This window comes from Ralstonia sp. AU12-08 (assembly GCF_000442475.1).
Lineage (GTDB): Bacteria > Pseudomonadota > Gammaproteobacteria > Burkholderiales > Burkholderiaceae > Ralstonia > Ralstonia insidiosa.
Genome location: NZ_ASZV01000049.1, coordinates 118,269 through 134,374, shown reverse-complemented (window position 1 = coordinate 134,374; position 16,106 = coordinate 118,269). Strand labels below are relative to the sequence as shown.

Sequence of the window (16,106 nt, the reverse complement as noted above, 5' to 3'; positions counted from 1 at the left end):
CAGGCGACGGACTGCGGCGGAGGACTTCTTTTTGATGATCTCCTCCATGTACTTGCCCAGCAGCACAAAAGCGATGATGACCGCGGACACCTCGAAGTAGACATCGCGTTCGGCCACCTTCACCGGCAACCAGGATGGGAAGAACAACACGACCACGCTGTAGAAGTACGCTACCGACGTACCCAGCGCGATCAGGAAATCCATGTTGATGTTGCGCGTGCGGACCGCGTTCCACGCGCCTTTGTAGAAGCTCCAACCTCCAATGAACTGTACGGGGGTCACCAGCAGGAACAGCCATATTCCCCATGTGAACCAAGGCAGCGCCGGAATGGGCGCCCAAGTCAGCAGGGTCGCACCTGCAGCCAAGGCCAGAAACGCCCCGGCGCGTAACACCGCCAACGCCAGCACACCGGTCAAGGCAATGGTGACGCGCGTCTTCATCGCCTTCAGTTCGGACTCCGGCGACTCAAACGTGTGCAGACAGCTCTCGCTGCAGAAGTAGTACTTTCGCCCTCCTCGCTCTGCGGACAAGGCAGTGGCCTTGTCAACCATCATTCCGCAGATGGGGTCCTTGGCCAGTTGCTTCGTGCTTGCGGACACCGCAGCAACTCCGGTTGGCGCGTGATCATGGGCCGCGCCGTCGTGGTCATGCGCGTCATGCGCGTCATGCGAGAGATATCGCGCCGGATCAGCGAGAAAAGTCTTCTCACAGTGCCGAGAACAGAACCAATAGCGCTGATGCCCGACTTCCGTGCTGGCTGCTGCCTGCGCAGGGGAAATCTCCATACCGCAAACCGGATCGCGCACGCGACCGGCATCGACGACCGGTTGAGCGATGCGCAGCGCGCTCTGCCGACCGACCACTTGATCGCCACGATGGTGTCCGATGGAATCGCTTGGCATGCCAACCTCGGATGTGCTGATTGTTTAACTTGATTAGGTCTGGGCACAACTACGATTGCAGTGTGTTCCACGCCCGGAACGGGAGGTTGATACGGGTCAAGCGAGAGCAATTCGTTGTGATACGTCAACTGGCGACCACCGATCGCATATCAAAATGAAATCCCATCATTTCAGGAGGCAGCACCATGACGAACAACAAGCATGTTGGCTTTCTTGTAGCAGGCGCGCTGCTGATCGCCAGTGCATCGGTCTGGGCCGTTGACGAGCACCACCCCGCCGCAGCGAGCCAGCCTAGTGCGGCAACCCCAGCGAAGACTGCCCCTGCCACGGCAAACTCTGCGGATACGGAAAAGCGCTTCGAGCAAGCCCGTCAGCAGATGAAGAAGATGCAGGCCCAGATGGACAAGATCCATCAGACCAAGGACCCGAAGGAACGGCAACGTCTGATGGCCGAGCACATGCAGGCCATGCAGGACACGATGCAGACAATGCACGGTATGGGCGGCCCGATGATGATGGACATGATGGGCGGTCAAGGGATGGGGGCCGGCGGTGCGGCGCCGATGATGGGCGGCTCGGGCATGCCCATGGAGCAGCGCATGAACATGATGGAAAACCGCATGGACATGATGCAGATGATGATGGACCAGATGCTCAAACAGCAGGAACCATCAAAGAAACCTTGACGTTGCCATTGTGGGAAGGTGAATACTGCCCAGAATTGGTCAACAGGCGTGCGTGACGCATACCTGCTGACCGTTAGCTTGAACCTACGCAACATCTGACAAAAATCCGCGCGCGATGAATCCCCTTTGGCGCATGCTGATGATCGTGCTGCTTGCCGTGGCGTTGCCTGCGCGCGGGCTCCCCATGGCATCAATGCAGATGCACGGCGCTGTGGGTCTGCCAGGGCTGTCGACAGCGCATGATGTCGTACAAGCCGAGAAAGGACACCCCTGCCATATCACCGGTGACGGCCATGCCCAGAGTGGTTCCGACTGCACGGACACCGCTCCTTGCGTGTCTTTCTGCGCTGTGATCGGGGCGCTTTCCAGCCCAGCGATGCCGCTCGGCGCCAAGGGGATGCACATCCTGGTTCCCGCCCAGGAGCCTGTCTATATTTCCGCAGTTCCTGTGCCGCTCGAACGGCCACCCCGAGCCCGCTCCATTTAGCTTTACGGATCGCGCCTTTTTGCAGTGCGGCATCCGTATAGCGGCGTAAGCGAATACGCCACGCAAATTGCTAAGCCGGCATTCATGCCGGCCCCGCGTGAAATCACTGGAGCATCACCATGAAGAAGGTCATTCTTTCCGCTGTCGGCTTGGCGGCTGTTTTGACATCGTTGACGGCCATTGCCGGGCCAGACTGGCAGGTCATCGAGAAAGCTCGCAACGCGAAACTTGCGCAGATCCGCGCAGCGCAAGCGCAGAAAAGCGCTGGCATGCCTGCGATGCCGCAGCCCTGCCAAGACATGATTCAAGCGCCGAAATAACACGGTGGGGCGTTCTGCATTATCGGCAGGACGCCCATCGCGCGATGGCACGTTTGCGGCAGATCAACCCGTTCGATCATAAGCCGCGTCCGCGTGCACATCGCGCGTAGCCGCTGTTACCATTCGATCCAATCACATCATCTGCAGAACGTGCGCGCATCGCTTCGCCGGCCGTGGTTCGCCGGATTCCTAGTCATCGCTTTCCTGACAGTTCAACTGGCAGCGGCAGCATACGCCTGTGCGGCAAGCCGCGGCTCAGCGGAGGTCATGCCCACCATGGCCGATGCGACCGACGCCGGTGCCATGGTGCAGTCGTGCCCCGAGATGGCCATGCAGGCGCAGCAGGATGTGCACCAGCATGACGGCCTCTGTCTTGAGCACTGCCAGAGCGGCACCAAGTCGGCCAATCACGTATCGCCGCAGATTCCCATCTTCCTGCCCGTCCTGATCCGGATGATCACGGCCGAGCCAGTCATCATGGCGGACGGCCAATCGGTCTTGCTCGCCGATGTGGCGCCCCGTGCACCACCACCCCCGATTCCCATCCTGAACTGCTGTTTCCGCACGTAGCCTCCGAAGCGACGTATCTCTCACGCCTTGCCGCCTAACCGGCAAGGTGGTCGTTGCTTTCCGGAGGCTTTATGCTTTTGCGTTTTCCCCCACGCGGTGGGCGCTTGCTCGCGCTCGCCGTCCTGCTGCTTTTAAGCAGTCATCTGGCGTATAGCCAGACCGATGCGCTCTCCTTGCAGGAAGCGATCGGCTTGGCATCGTCCCGCTCCGCCGACGCGGAAACCTCCCGCGCCGGTGTACAGTCGGCGCTCGACATGGCCGTGGCGGCAGCCCAACTGCCCGACCCTGTCCTCAAATTCGGCGTGAACAATGTTCCCGCCGATGGCAGCGACCGGTTCTCCATCGGCACCGATTTCATGACCATGCGCTCGGTCAGCGTGATGCAAGAGCTCACGCGGACCGAGAAGCGCCGTGCCCGTGCGGAACGTTTCAACGCCGAGGCCTCCGCGGCCGAAACACAGCGTGTCGCCGCGCTGGCAGCCGTCCAGCGCAGCACAGCGCAAGCCTGGCTTGACCGCTGGTATGCCGCACGTACCGTTCAACTGCTGGCGGAACAAACAGCCTCTGTCGCCTTGCAGGTCGAGGCAGCCGAGGCGGCCTATCGCGGCAATCGCGGCTCACGCGCCGACATCGTAGCTGCACGCCTTGAACGGCAGCAGTTGCAAGACCGGACCGACGAGGCCCGGGCGACGGAAGCGTCTGCCAAGGCCATGCTGCGGCGCTGGGTAGGCGACGCATCCAGCCGCCCGCCCGCCGCGCCCCCCAGGTTCGACGTCCCGCAGTGGCTCGACGCGCTGGACGACGCGGCCATCGATACCCTGCCCGATGTGGCCGCTGCCAGCGCGCAAGCCGCCATGGCGGACGCTGAAGGACGTGTCTCTCGTGCGGCCAAGACACCCGACGTGACGGTGGAGCTGATGTATAGCCAGCGCGGACCGGCTTACGCCAACATGGTGTCGTTGAACGTCTCCCTGCCGATTCCCTGGGATCAGAAGAACCGCCAGGACCGCGAGGTCTCGGCCAAGCTGGCGCAAGCCAATGCCGCGCGCGCTCAAGCAGAAGTCTTGCGGCGCAACATGGTGGGCCAGATTCTGGGCAAGCGCGAGACGTTGCGACTGAACCAACGCCGCCTGGATCGCTATCAAACCACGACCGTCCCGCTAGCGCGCGCGCAAACCGAGGCAGCGCTAACGTCCTACCGGACTGGAAGCGGTTCGCTCGCCGCGGTCGCCGAGGCAAGCCGCAAGGCACTCGACCTTGCGCTGGAACGTCTCAAGCTCGAAGCGTCGACGGCCCAACTCTGGGCCGAGCTCGCCTTCCTCAAACCGCTCCCCACGGCAAACCAGCCGACCTCCAACGTTGGAGTTCAACCATGAACCGAACCATCTTTGCGCGCATTGCAGCCAGTCTGGTGTTGGCGAGCCTTGGCATGGGCGCCACCTACTACCTTGGCGTGAGGCAGGGACAGCGGAGCGCGCCCACGCAGGCGGCAGCATCTGCCCAAGCCGCCGATGCCCCGCTCAAAGCGGGCGACATCGATCCCAAGACGGGCAAGCGGATTCTCTATTGGCAAGACCCCATGGCACCTGGCCAGCGTTTCGACAAACCAGGCAAATCACCTTTCATGGACATGCCGCTTGCCCCCGTCTACGAGAATGGCGCCGGCGGGAGCGCCGCCGTCACGGTTGATGGCCGTGTGGCACAGAATCTTGCTGTGCGCACGGCTGAGGTCAAGACCGGCCGGCTGGACGCCATGCTGGAAGTGCCCGGCAATATCGCCATCAACGAGCGCGGCATCGAGATCATTCAAGCGCGCGCCGCCGGCTTTGTCGAACGGGCGTACGCGAAAACCACGTTAGACCCGGTCAAGCGCGGGCAACCGCTGATCGTCGTCTACGCGCCGGAATGGGTCGCCGCACAAGAGGAGTACCTGGCCGTTTCGCGTACGGCCAACGCCCTGCAGGGGGACCTGCGCAGCGCAGCGTTGCTGCGCATGCGCCAGGCCGGCATGACGGAGGCGCAGATCCGGCTGGTCGAATCCACCGGCAAGCCACAGCCACGGCTGGCGATTTCCAGCGACATCGATGGCGTCATCACCGAGGTCGGGGTCCGGGACGGCATGGCTGTCGCACCCGGCATGACGCTCTTCAAGATTGCCGACTTGTCCACCGTGTGGGTCTTGGCGGAGATTCCCGAGAGCCAAGCATCGGCCATCCGCCCGGGCCAGGCGGTGACGGCCACGGCGACGGCAATCGCTGGACACGCGCTGACCGGCAAGGTGGATGCCATCCTGCCCGACGTCAATGCCAATACGCGAACCGTCAAGGTGCGCGTCGAACTCCAGAACCGGGACCGCCGCCTCTTGCCCGGCATGTTCGCCAACGTGCGGTTTGGCGCGCAAGCCGGCCCGGACAAGCTGCTGGTCCCCACGGAGGCGTTGATTCGCACCGGTACGCGCACGATCGTCATGGTGGACGCCGGCAATGGCGGCTTCAACCCCATCGAAGTCAAGACCGGAGCCGAAGCCAATGGGCAGACCGAAGTGACCGACGGTTTGAGCGCGGGACAGAAGGTGGTGGTTTCCGGGCAGTTCCTGATTGATTCGGAAGCTAGCCTGCGCGGCACCGCCCAACGCATGGCATCGCCACCTGCGGCCTCCGCGCCCGCAGCGGCCGCCATCGAGCATGAAGGCGTCGGCCGCATTGAGGCTGTCACCAGCGAAGGCCTGACGATCTCACATGGCGCGATTCCGTCCGCGCACTGGAGCGCGATGACAATGGATTTTGCCGCACCGCCCTCCGGCCTGCCAAAGCGCTTCAAGCCTGGGGACCGTGTGCGCTTCCGGTTCCAACTGCATGACGATGGCATGGCAGTCCTGTCCTCGGTCGAGCCGGCCGGCGCGGATCAGGGGGGCAAGCCATGATCGCACGGCTGATTCTCGCGTCCATCCGCAACCGCTTCCTGGTGCTGCTAGCGACCGTCATGCTGACGGCCTGGGGTCTGTGGGCCGCGCGCAGCACGCCGCTCGATGCGCTGCCCGACCTGTCGGACGTACAGGTCATCATCCGCACGCCGTTCCCTGGCCAAGCGCCGCAGATCGTGGAAAACCAGGTCACGTATCCGCTGACCACCACCATGCTGTCGGTGCCGGGCGCCAAGACGGTGCGCGGCTACTCGTTCTTCGGCGATTCGTTCGTCTATGTGCTGTTCGAGGACGGGACTGACCTGTATTGGGCACGCTCGCGCGTGCTGGAGTACTTGAACCAGGTGCAGTCCCGCCTGCCTGCGGCGGCCAAACCGGCGCTGGGCCCGGATGCCACCGGCGTGGGCTGGATCTACGAATACGCGCTGGTCGATAAGACCGGCCGGCACGACTTGGCCCAACTGCGGGCGTTGCAGGACTGGTTCCTGCGCTTCGAGTTGAAGGCCCTGCCGAACGTCGCGGAGGTCGCTTCCGTCGGCGGCATGGTCAAGCAGTTCCAGGTGGTGTTGCAGCCGGACCGGCTGCGTGCGTTCAACCTGACACAGGCCAAGGTGCTGGCAGCGCTCAAGGGTGCCAACCAGGAGACCGGTGGCTCCGTGCTGGAACTGGGCGAAGCCGAGTACATGGTCCGCGCCAGCGGCTACCTGAAGACGCTCGACGACTTCCGGCAGATTCCCCTGATGACGAACGATGCGGGCATCGCCGTGCATTTGGGCGATGTCGCCACCGTCCAACTCGGGCCCGAGATGCGCCGTGGCATCGCGGAACTGAACGGTCAGGGCGAGGTGGCAGGTGGCGTCGTCATCCTGCGTTCAGGCAAGAATGCCCTGGAGACGATCGAAGCCGTCAAGGCCAAGCTCGCCACGCTGCGCACCAGTCTGCCCGAAGGCGTGGAGATCGTTCCTGTCTACGACCGGTCCGGTTTGATCAAGCGCGCGGTGGACAACCTGACGCACAAGCTGATCGAGGAATTCATCGTCGTCGCTGTCGTGTGCCTGGTGTTCCTGTTCCATCTGCGCTCGGCACTGGTGGCAATCGTCTCGCTGCCGCTGGGCGTCCTGGCGGCCTTCCTGGTGATGCGATACCAGGGCGTCAACGCCAACATCATGTCGCTGGGTGGCATCGCCATCGCCGTCGGCGCCATGGTCGACGCGGCCGTGGTGATGATCGAGAACGCGCACAAACATCTGGAGCATTGGCTCGAGGACAACCCCGGCCGCGAACTCACAGGCCACGAGCGCTGGAACGTGATCGGGGAATCGGCGGCAGAAGTGGGGCCGGCGCTGTTCTTCTCGCTGCTGATCATCACGCTGTCGTTCATCCCCGTGTTCACGCTGGAGGCGCAGGAGGGCCGCCTGTTCTCGCCGCTGGCGTTCACCAAGACGTATTCGATGGCGGCAGCGGCTGGGTTGTCGGTCACGCTGGTGCCTGTGCTGATGGGCTACCTGATCCGCGGGCGTATCCCGAGCGAGCAATCGAACCCGCTCAGCCGCTGGCTGATCCGCCTCTACCAGCCAATGCTGTCCAAGGTGCTGGCGTATCCCAAGGCGACGGTCGCTATCGCCATTGTGCTGCTGGGGGCAACGGCCTGGCCGATCCTGCGCACAGGCGGCGAATTCATGCCGCCGCTGGATGAGGGCGATCTGCTGTATATGCCGTCAGCATTGCCTGGGTTGTCGGCCGGCAAGGCGGCTCAGCTCCTGCAGCAGACCGACCGCCTCATCAAGACGGTTCCCGAAGTGGCCAGCGTGTACGGCAAGGCTGGGCGCGCGGACAGCGCAACGGACCCGGCGCCGATCGAGATGTTCGAGACCACCATCCAGTTCAAGCCGCACGACCAGTGGCGCCCCGGTATGACGACCGACAAACTGGTGGAAGAACTCGACCGCGTGGTCAAGGTGCCGGGGCTGTCCAACATCTGGGTGCCACCGATCCGCAACCGCATCGACATGCTCGCCACCGGCATCAAGAGCCCGGTCGGCATCAAGGTGGCGGGCACGGACTTGAAGGAGATCGATCGACTGACCACTCGGATCGAGGAGACCGTCAAAACCGTGCCGGGTGTCACCTCTGCGCTAGCGGAGCGGTTGTCCGGCGGACGATACATCGACGTGGACATCAACCGACAGGCCGCCGGCCGATACGGCCTGAACATCGACGACGTGCAAAGCATCGTGTCATCCGCCATCGGTGGCGATAATGTCGGTGAGGTGGTTGACGGCCTGGCCCGCTTCCCGATCAACCTCCGCTATCCGCGCGATTATCGGGATTCCGTGGAGCAGTTGCGGCGTTTGCCGATTGTCACTGACCGGGGCCAGCAGATTGTGTTGTCCGACGTCGCGGACATCCGCGTCGTGCAGGGCCCGCCGATGCTGCGCAGCGAGAATGCCCGGCTCTCGGGTTGGATCTATGTCGATATCCGGGGGCGCGACCTGCGCTCGGCGGTGAAGGACATGCAGGCAGCAGTGACCAAGGCGGTGCCGATGCCGGCGGGCTACGCGCTGAGCTGGTCAGGGCAGTTCGAGTACCTGGAGCGTGCGAGTGCCAAGCTGCAGGTGGTCGTACCATTCACCTTGCTGATCATCTTCGTGCTGCTGTACCTCGTGTTCGGCCGTATCGACGAGGCGCTGCTCATCATGGGCACGCTGCCGCTCGCACTGATCGGCGGGTTCTGGCTGCTGTATCTGCTCGGCTATAACCTGTCGGTGGCCGGAGTCGTCGGCTTCATTGCGCTCGCCGGGGTGGCGGCCGAATTCGGCGTGATCATGCTGCTCTATCTCAAACACGCTTGGACCGAGCGGCAGGAAAACGGTCAAACTTCTACCCAAGCGCTACTGGAAGCGATTCAGGAAGGCGCCGTGCTGCGTGTACGCCCCAAGGCCATGACGGTGGCCGTCATCCTGGCTGGCCTGCTCCCGATCATGTGGTCGGACGGCACAGGCTCCGAAGTCATGCAGCGCATTGCCGCGCCGATGGTCGGCGGCATGATCACCGCGCCGTTGCTGTCCCTGTTTGTCGTTCCTGCTGTCTACCTGCTGCTGCGCAGGCGTGGCAGCGGGCAATCCATTCCCCAACCACCCTCTCATGACAAGGTCTCACGATGAACTACGTTTCCGCTGTTGTATTCGCCCTGACGCTGGCGTCGACTCCAGCCGCCTTTGCGGCCACGCCGATGGAAGGTATGGACATGAAGCCTGCTGGTCAAACCAAGCAGGCGCCCAAGCCCGTGGCAGCAGAGGTCCGCAAGATCTACCTCGACACCGGCAAGGTCACGCTTAAGCACGGCGCCATCGACAATCTCGGCATGGGCGCCATGACGATGACGTTTGCCGTCAAGGACAAGGCATCACTGCAGCACTTCAAGGAGGGCCAAGCGGTGTGGGCCGTCTTTGATATGGTCGACGGTCAGCCGACCGTCGTCGATTTGCGGAGCAAGTAAACCCTCGGCGGCGCACGGCCCATCGGTCGTGCGCCGCTGCATGCTGCGGAATCAGCCAGAAAGTCCCTTCACGAGGGCGCCTTGTCGTGACATCAATGCTGAGCGCAACAACCCTGCTATAGCGACGCTGCTAGCCCCGAGCATCCAGCCGGCGACCACATCCGCCGGGAAATGCATCCCGGCGGCAACACGCGACCACCCGACCAACGCGGCGTAGAACACCAACGCGAGACGCCCCCGAAAACCCACCAAGGGCCAGAGTGCCCCGACCACAAGCGCTGCGAACGTCGAGTGCCCGCTCGGCAGGCTGTAGTGCAGTTCCGGCTCACCAATGACGTGCACGAGGTGGCCGAGTACCGCCGGTGGCCGTGGGAAATCCAGCCACCACTTCAAGGCGGAAGCGGCCAGCAGGGCAAGCGCGAAGGCCAACCCAAACGTGACGAGGCGTTGCCTGACAGCGCACGCGCGCGCTGGATTCGACGCTGATATCGACCACCGCCAGAGCCCCAGCAGCAAGAGCGGCGCAGTCCAGTAGTTGCCAATCAGGCTAAAGCACCACGCCACCGGGTCCAGGGCGCTTGGCATCCCCGAGTTGATGGCGTGGAATAGCGCGACGTTCCAGCCGCCCCAGTCGTACACGAGGAACTTCCAATTCATTTGCGCAGCAACCTCAGCCCGTTGCCGACCACCAGCAGGCTGGCGCCCATGTCGGCAAACACCGCCATCCACATGGTGGCCTGGCCTGTAAAGGTCAGTGCCAGGAACACGACCTTGATGCCGAGCGCCAGCGCAATGTTCTGCTTCAGCACCCCGGCCGTGGACCGGGATAGTCGTACAAACGCCGGGAGCTTGCGCAGATCGTCGTCCATCAGCGCAACGTCGGCCGTTTCGATCGCCGTGTCCGTCCCGGCCGCGCCCATTGCGAATCCAATATCGGCCCGTGCCAGCGCCGGCGCATCGTTGATGCCATCGCCGACCATGCCGATGGTTCCTTGTGCGGATCGGCGCTCGATTTCGCGCTGCTTGTCTTCCGGCAGCAGATTACCGCGAGCCTCGTCGATACCGACCTGCTGCGCAATCGCCTCTGCGGTGTGCGGATTGTCGCCGCTCAGCATCAAAGTCTTGATGCCCAGTGCGTGCAATTCCTTGATCGCTTGGCGACTGCTGTCCTTGATGGTGTCCGCCACACCGAACAACGCGCGTACGCCGTCCTGGCCGATCAGCATCACGACCGTTTTGCCCTGGGTTTCCAGCACGGCAAGCTGTGCTTCCAATGCCGGCGAACACACGCCCAGTTCCTCGACCAGACGATGATTGCCCAGGTGATAGAGCGCACCGTTGACATGGCCCCGGACGCCGCGTCCGGGCAAGGCCGCAAAATCGGTGACGTCGCGCAGGGCTAGGCCTTGGTCCTGCGCCGCGCGGGCCACGGCCAGGGAGACGGGATGGTCGGAGCGGGCAGCCAGGCTAGCTGCCAGGATCTGGGCGGCGGACGCGTCCGCACCGTTCCAGGCCACGACGTCCGTCTGCGCTGGCTTGCCGTGCGTGATCGTGCCGGTCTTGTCGAGCGCCAACCATTTCAGCTTGCGTCCCTCTTCCAGATAGACGCCGCCCTTGATGAGGATGCCGCGCTTCGCGGCGGCCGCCAGGCCGCTCACAATGCTCACCGGCGTCGAGATCACGAGCGCGCAGGGGCAAGCAATCACGAGAAGAACTAGGGCCTTGTAGATCCAGTCCAGCCAAGTCGCACCGAAGACCAGCGGAGGGACGATGGCCACCGCAAGCGCAACCGCGAACACAATGGGCGTGTACAGCCGGGCGAACTGGTCAACGAAGCGCTGCGTGGGCGCTCGACTGCCTTGCGCGGCCTCGACGGCGTGAATGATCCGTGCCAGTGTGGAGTCGCTTGCCGCTGCGGTGACGCGATATTCGAACGACCCGGATTCGTTGATGGTGCCGGCGAACACGGAGTCGCCCGCTGCCTTCTCGACCGGCAGGCTCTCGCCCGTGATCGGCGCCTGATTGACGGATGACCGCCCCTGCAGAATCGTGCCATCGAGCGCGATGCGCTCGCCCGGCTTGACCCGCACACGGCTGCCAACGGCCACGGTCTTGGCATCGACGTCGGACCAACTGCCGTCGCTGCGCTGTACCGTGGCTGTCTCCGGGGCGAGATCCATCAGCCCCCGGATCGCATCTCGGGCGCGGTCCAGCGAACGGGCTTCGATGACCTCCGCCAAGGCGAAGAGGACCATCACCATCGCCGCTTCCGGCCAATGGCCGATCACCATCGCCCCAGTGACTGCGATCGACATGAGGGCGTTCATGTTCAGGTTGCGGTTCTTGAGCGCGATCCAGCCTTTCTTGTAGGTGGACAGCCCGCCGGTCAGGATCGCGGCCAGCGCCAGGATCACCACCACCCAATGGTTGCCACCGTTGAGCCAATACACCACTTCCGCCAAGACGGCGTTCGCGCCGGCAATGGCAAGCGGCCACCATTTGGTGGGCGCGGCATCTTGTTCGGGAAGCGGTGCTGCGGCAGAGCGGTCGCGCACCTCGGCATCGAAGCCAAGCGACTGAATGGCAGCCAGCACTTGCGGTAGCGCATCGGCAGCGTGTTGAACGGCGAGTGTGCGTTGGACGAGATTGAACTGCATGTCTGACACGCCCGCCATGCCCGCCAGCTTGCCGCGAATCAGCGTTTCTTCGGTCGGGCAGTCCATCTGACGAATGGTCAGGACTGTGCTCTGCCCGGCGGGGCTTTCATCGGCGCGAACCGCTCGCATGCCAACGGCTGCCAAGGCTTGCTCGATCGGCGCCGGGGATGGCAGCCGGTGCTGGACGGCCAGCGAACGCTGCATCAGGTTGAACTCAAGGTTGACCACGCCGGGCAGCGCCGCCAGCTTATTGCGAATGAGCGTTTCTTCCGTCGGGCAGTCCATGTTGTCGATCCGGTAGCGGGATCGTTTCAGGTCAACAGCCGCCGCATCGCCGTCCGCCGGCGTCACCACGTTGGTGGCAGCACAACCGCACCCCTTGGAGCCGCAATCACTCACAGCACCTCCCTTTGTCGCTTGAAATGGATTGGACTCAAGTACACACTCTATAGCTACTATAGAGTCAAGGGACTTCGGCCCGACATCATGAACATTCAGATCGGTGAATTCGCCAAGCGCACGGCCTGCCCGATTCAAACCATCCGGTACTACGAGCGCGAAGGCCTGTTGCCGCCGCCGGACCGCAGCTCGGGCAACTTCCGGCTGTACAGCGAGCGGCACATTGAGCGGCTGCAGTTCATCCTCCACTGCCGGTCATTGGACATGCCGCTGAACGACGTGCGGACACTCCTGCGCTACCGCGAGCGACCGGACGAGGATTGCGGCGCGGTGAACACCCTCCTGGACAAGCACATCGAGGAAGTCGAGCGGCGTATCGAGGCACTGGGGGTGTTAAAGCACCATTTGTGCGCGCTGCGCGAGACCTGTTCCGACGGGCGAGCTGCAGAAGCTTGCGGAATCCTGCAGGGGTTGTCCGAAGGTAGCGGCACGTGCACTGGAGACGGCACGCACCGCTGACACGAAGGGGAATGGCCGAACGGGTTCGCTATGTGACCCCTTCGGCCGCATGTTTTTTGACCAGCGCGACATCTGCGTCACGAAACATGAATTACAATCATTCTCATTTAAAGCCATTTCTCCCGCTTCGCCGGTAGGCTCTTCATGCAACTGCAGCGCGTCGTCACCCTCATCCTGTTCTACCTGCTGACATCGGTTTCAAGCGCGTACGCCGACACGCTGTCCACTCAAGACAAGACCAAGCAGGTCTGGCAATTACTCGACTATCTGGCGGTCGATTACGGTCGCTCCGTCAAGGACGGCCAGGTGGCCAATGCCGATGAGTACGCCGAAATGCAGGAGTTTGCGCATGCGGCGCAGCGCCAGATTGCCGAGTTGCCGGCGGGGCCACAGACGCAAGCCTTGCTCAAGGATGCTGGCGCGTTGCGCACGCTCATCGCCGACAAGGCCGCACCCACCGTCGTCGGTGAACAGGCGCATAAGCTCGCGGACAGCTTGCTGGCCGCCTACCCGGTGCCGATGGCGCCCAGCAAGGTGCCCGACCTGAAGCATGGAGCTACGCTGTATCAAAGCCAGTGCGCGTCCTGCCATGGCAACACCGGACACGCCGATGGTCCGCTGGCCGCCAAGCTGAGCCCGCCCCCCATAGCCCTGGCCGATCATCAGCGCGCCCAGGAGCGCAGCGTCTTCGCCCTCCAGCAGATCATCACGCGCGGTGTCGAGGGCACCTCGATGCCGAGCTTCGCGCAGCTCACTGACGATGATCGCTGGGCACTGGCCTATTTTGCGTCGACCTTGTCCTATTCCGATGCGGACCGGCAAGCCGGCGCCAAATTGTGGGCATCCCGCCCGGAGCTGCATAGCGCGGTGCCGACGCTCGCCAAGCTCAGCCAGACGCCAGAAGCGTTGCTGGCCAAGACGATCAGCCCGGATGCCGCGCGGCAATTGACCGCCTATTTGAGAAGCGCGCCGGATGTGCTGAACGCCTCCAACGCAGACAGTCTCGCAATCGCCAAGGACAAGCTCAAAGAGAGCGTAGCCGCCTTCGACCAGGGCGACAAAGCGACTGCCTCGCGCCTGGCGCTCTCCGCCTACCTCGACGGCTTCGAGCCGGTCGAACCGGCCCTGGCCGCCAAGAACCAGTCGCTGTTCCAGGACATCGAAAAAATGATGGGCCTGTATCGCAACGCGATCACTACCGGTCAGGCCGAGCAGGTACGGGACATCGCGCAGCATCTGCAGACGATGCTGACTGAAGCCCAGGATGCACTGGGTGGCACCAACGACCCGCTGTCGACGTTCCTGGGCGCCTTGACGATCCTGCTGCGCGAGGGCCTGGAGGCACTGCTTGTCGTGGTCGCCATGATGGCCTTCCTGAAGAAGGCCGAACGCACCGACGTGCTGCCATACGTCCATGCCGGCTGGATTGTTGCGCTGGCCGCCGGTGGACTGACGTGGGCCGTCGCTACCTACCTGGTGGATTTGAGCGGTGCCAGCCGCGAGATGACCGAAGGCTTCTCGGCAATCTTTGCGGCCGTGGTCCTGCTCGGCGTGGGCATGTGGATGCACCAGAAGAGCCTGGCCGGTCGCTGGCAGGCCTATGTGAAGCAGAAGCTGTCCTCCGCGCTGAACAAGCGCTCGGCGATCATGCTGTTCGTGCTGTCATTCGTGACGGTGTACCGCGAGGTGTTCGAGACCGTGCTGTTCTACGCCGCGCTGTGGAGCGAAGGGAACGGCATCTACCTGCTGGCCGGCTTGGGCTCCGGGATTGCGATCCTGGCGATCATCGCCGTCGTGCTGCTGCGCTCCTCGGCGCGCCTGCCGATCCGCCAGTTCTTTGCCTTCAGCTCGGCTCTGGTCGCGGTCCTGGCAGTGGTGCTGATCGGCAAGGGCGTTGCGGCGTTGCAGAAGGTTGGTTTTCTGCACATCACGCCGATTTCGATGCCGCGTATTGACGTGCTGGGGATTTACCCGTCCATGCAGACGGTGATCGCACAGGTGGCGATCTTGCTGATCATTGTGCTCAGCTTCGCGTATAACCTCCGATCGCAGAAGGCATCGAGCAAAGCGTAGTCGCTACCTTGATTTGAGAGTTCAATGGCGGATATCGACAGGTATCTGCAGGCAGCGACCCGCGATCACACACGGCGCAGCTATCAGTCCGCCATCCGTCATTTCGAGCAAGAGTGGGGTGGCTTCCTGCCGGCCAGCGCCGACAGCGTTGCACGCTATCTGGCTGAGCACGCACAGACGCTTTCCATCAACACGCTGCGCCAACGGTTGGCTGCGATCGCGCAGTGGCACGTTTCGCAGGGCTTTCCCGACCCCACGCGAGCACCGCACGTCCGCAAGGTGCTCAAGGGCATCCAGGCACTGCACCCCGCGCAGGAGCGGCGCGCCAAGCCATTGCAGCTCGCCCAGTTGGAGCAACTGGTTGCCTCGCTGGATGCGCAGATCGCGACCGCCTCGTCTGAGGGCAACGCCCATCAACTCCAGGTGCATACCCGCAACAAGGCGCTGGTGCTGATCGGCTTCTGGCGGGGCTTCCGGTCGGACGAACTGAGTCGGCTGCAGATCGAGCACATCACGGTGGAGCCCGGCCGGGGCATGACGATTTTCCTGCCGCGCACCAAGACGGACCGCAACCATGTCGGTACGACCCACAAGGCGCCCGCGTTGTCGCGCTTGTGCCCAGTCGCCGCCTACGAGGCCTGGTTGGCGGCGTCCGGCCTGACCGAGGGCCCCGCGTTCCGCAGGATTGACCGCTGGAGCCGAATCGCAGCCGATGGACTGCAGGCCAGCAGCATCGTGCCTTTGTTGCGCGCGCTGCTCCATCGCGCAGGACTGCCGCAATCGGACCGCTACAGCAGCCACTCACTACGACGGGGCTTTGCAACCTGGGCGAACTCGAACCAGTGGGATCTCAAGATGCTGATGGAATACGTCGGCTGGAAGGACGTACGCTCGGCCATGCGCTATATCGACGCGGCCGACCCATTTGCCCAGCATCGGATCGAAACAGCGCTGTCGGTCGCACCCCGGCCGGGCATTGCAGTCTGACAGGTCCGGTCTGGCGGACCTCTGCCATTGCTTTGACGCAGTAACCTTGCATGAACCTCTAATAAACGCGATTGCGGCCGACC

At 63.4% G+C, this 16,106-nt stretch carries 13 protein-coding genes; 10 read left to right on the top strand and 3 right to left on the bottom strand.

Annotation, left to right across the window (positions count from 1 at the left end):
- A partial coding sequence (locus C404_RS55510) for a YHS domain-containing protein (protein ID WP_037012677.1) occupies positions 1 to 903 on the bottom strand: 903 nt, incomplete at its 3' end.
- 185 nt (positions 904 to 1,088) lie between these two features.
- Between C404_RS55510 and C404_RS55505 the strand changes: the two genes are divergently transcribed.
- The 7 genes from C404_RS55505 (at position 1,089) to C404_RS55475 (ending at position 9,388) form a co-directional block, all read left to right on the top strand.
- Positions 1,089 to 1,589, top strand: coding sequence for a hypothetical protein (locus C404_RS55505; protein ID WP_004635214.1), 501 nt, complete (start codon positions 1,089 to 1,091; stop codon positions 1,587 to 1,589).
- Between the two features lie 606 nt (positions 1,590 to 2,195).
- The gene (locus tag C404_RS55495) at positions 2,196 to 2,396 is read left to right on the top strand and encodes a hypothetical protein (protein WP_004635218.1); all 201 of its coding nucleotides are present in this window, start codon (positions 2,196 to 2,198) and stop codon (positions 2,394 to 2,396) included.
- A gap of 150 nt (positions 2,397 to 2,546) precedes the next feature.
- Entirely contained in the window at positions 2,547 to 2,966 is a 420-nt protein-coding gene (locus C404_RS0130480; protein WP_009277756.1) for a hypothetical protein, read from the top strand.
- Positions 2,967 to 3,037: 71 nt separating this feature from the next.
- Entirely contained in the window at positions 3,038 to 4,342 is a 1,305-nt protein-coding gene (locus C404_RS55490; RefSeq protein ID WP_004635223.1) for a TolC family protein, read from the top strand.
- On the top strand, positions 4,339 to 5,889 hold the full coding sequence (locus C404_RS55485) for an efflux RND transporter periplasmic adaptor subunit (RefSeq protein WP_004635224.1): 1,551 nt from the start codon (positions 4,339 to 4,341) through the stop codon (positions 5,887 to 5,889). The genes C404_RS55490 and C404_RS55485 overlap by 4 nt, the downstream gene beginning before the upstream one ends.
- The gene (locus tag C404_RS55480) at positions 5,886 to 9,053 is read left to right on the top strand and encodes an efflux RND transporter permease subunit (RefSeq protein ID WP_004635226.1); all 3,168 of its coding nucleotides are present in this window, start codon (positions 5,886 to 5,888) and stop codon (positions 9,051 to 9,053) included. The genes C404_RS55485 and C404_RS55480 overlap by 4 nt, the downstream gene beginning before the upstream one ends.
- Positions 9,050 to 9,388, top strand: a complete 339-nt coding sequence (locus C404_RS55475) for a copper-binding protein (RefSeq protein WP_004635229.1) — start codon at positions 9,050 to 9,052, stop codon at positions 9,386 to 9,388. Before C404_RS55480 ends, C404_RS55475 begins: the two co-directional genes overlap by 4 nt.
- A 51-nt stretch (positions 9,389 to 9,439) precedes the next feature.
- Here C404_RS55475 and C404_RS55470 read toward each other — a convergent pair whose 3' ends face one another.
- Complete coding sequence (locus tag C404_RS55470) at positions 9,440 to 10,045, bottom strand: phosphatase PAP2 family protein (RefSeq protein ID WP_009241695.1); 606 nt, start codon at positions 10,043 to 10,045, stop codon at positions 9,440 to 9,442.
- On the bottom strand, positions 10,042 to 12,444 hold the full coding sequence (locus C404_RS55465) for a heavy metal translocating P-type ATPase (protein ID WP_012435722.1): 2,403 nt from the start codon (positions 12,442 to 12,444) through the stop codon (positions 10,042 to 10,044). Before C404_RS55465 ends, C404_RS55470 begins: the two co-directional genes overlap by 4 nt.
- Before the next feature lie 87 nt (positions 12,445 to 12,531).
- Here C404_RS55465 and cadR point away from each other — a divergent pair, with 87 nt between their 5' ends.
- From cadR to C404_RS55450, 3 genes are all read left to right on the top strand, one after another.
- Positions 12,532 to 12,963 carry a Cd(II)/Pb(II)-responsive transcriptional regulator gene (gene cadR / locus C404_RS55460; protein ID WP_009277754.1) on the top strand — a complete coding sequence of 144 codons (432 nt, stop codon included), beginning with the start codon at positions 12,532 to 12,534 and terminating at the stop codon, positions 12,961 to 12,963.
- Between the two features lie 144 nt (positions 12,964 to 13,107).
- The gene (locus tag C404_RS55455; protein WP_012435721.1) at positions 13,108 to 15,036 is read left to right on the top strand and encodes an FTR1 family protein; all 1,929 of its coding nucleotides are present in this window, start codon (positions 13,108 to 13,110) and stop codon (positions 15,034 to 15,036) included.
- Between the two features lie 24 nt (positions 15,037 to 15,060).
- On the top strand, positions 15,061 to 16,023 hold the full coding sequence (locus C404_RS55450; protein WP_012435720.1) for a site-specific integrase: 963 nt from the start codon (positions 15,061 to 15,063) through the stop codon (positions 16,021 to 16,023).
- Positions 16,024 to 16,106: the final 83 nt, after the last annotated feature.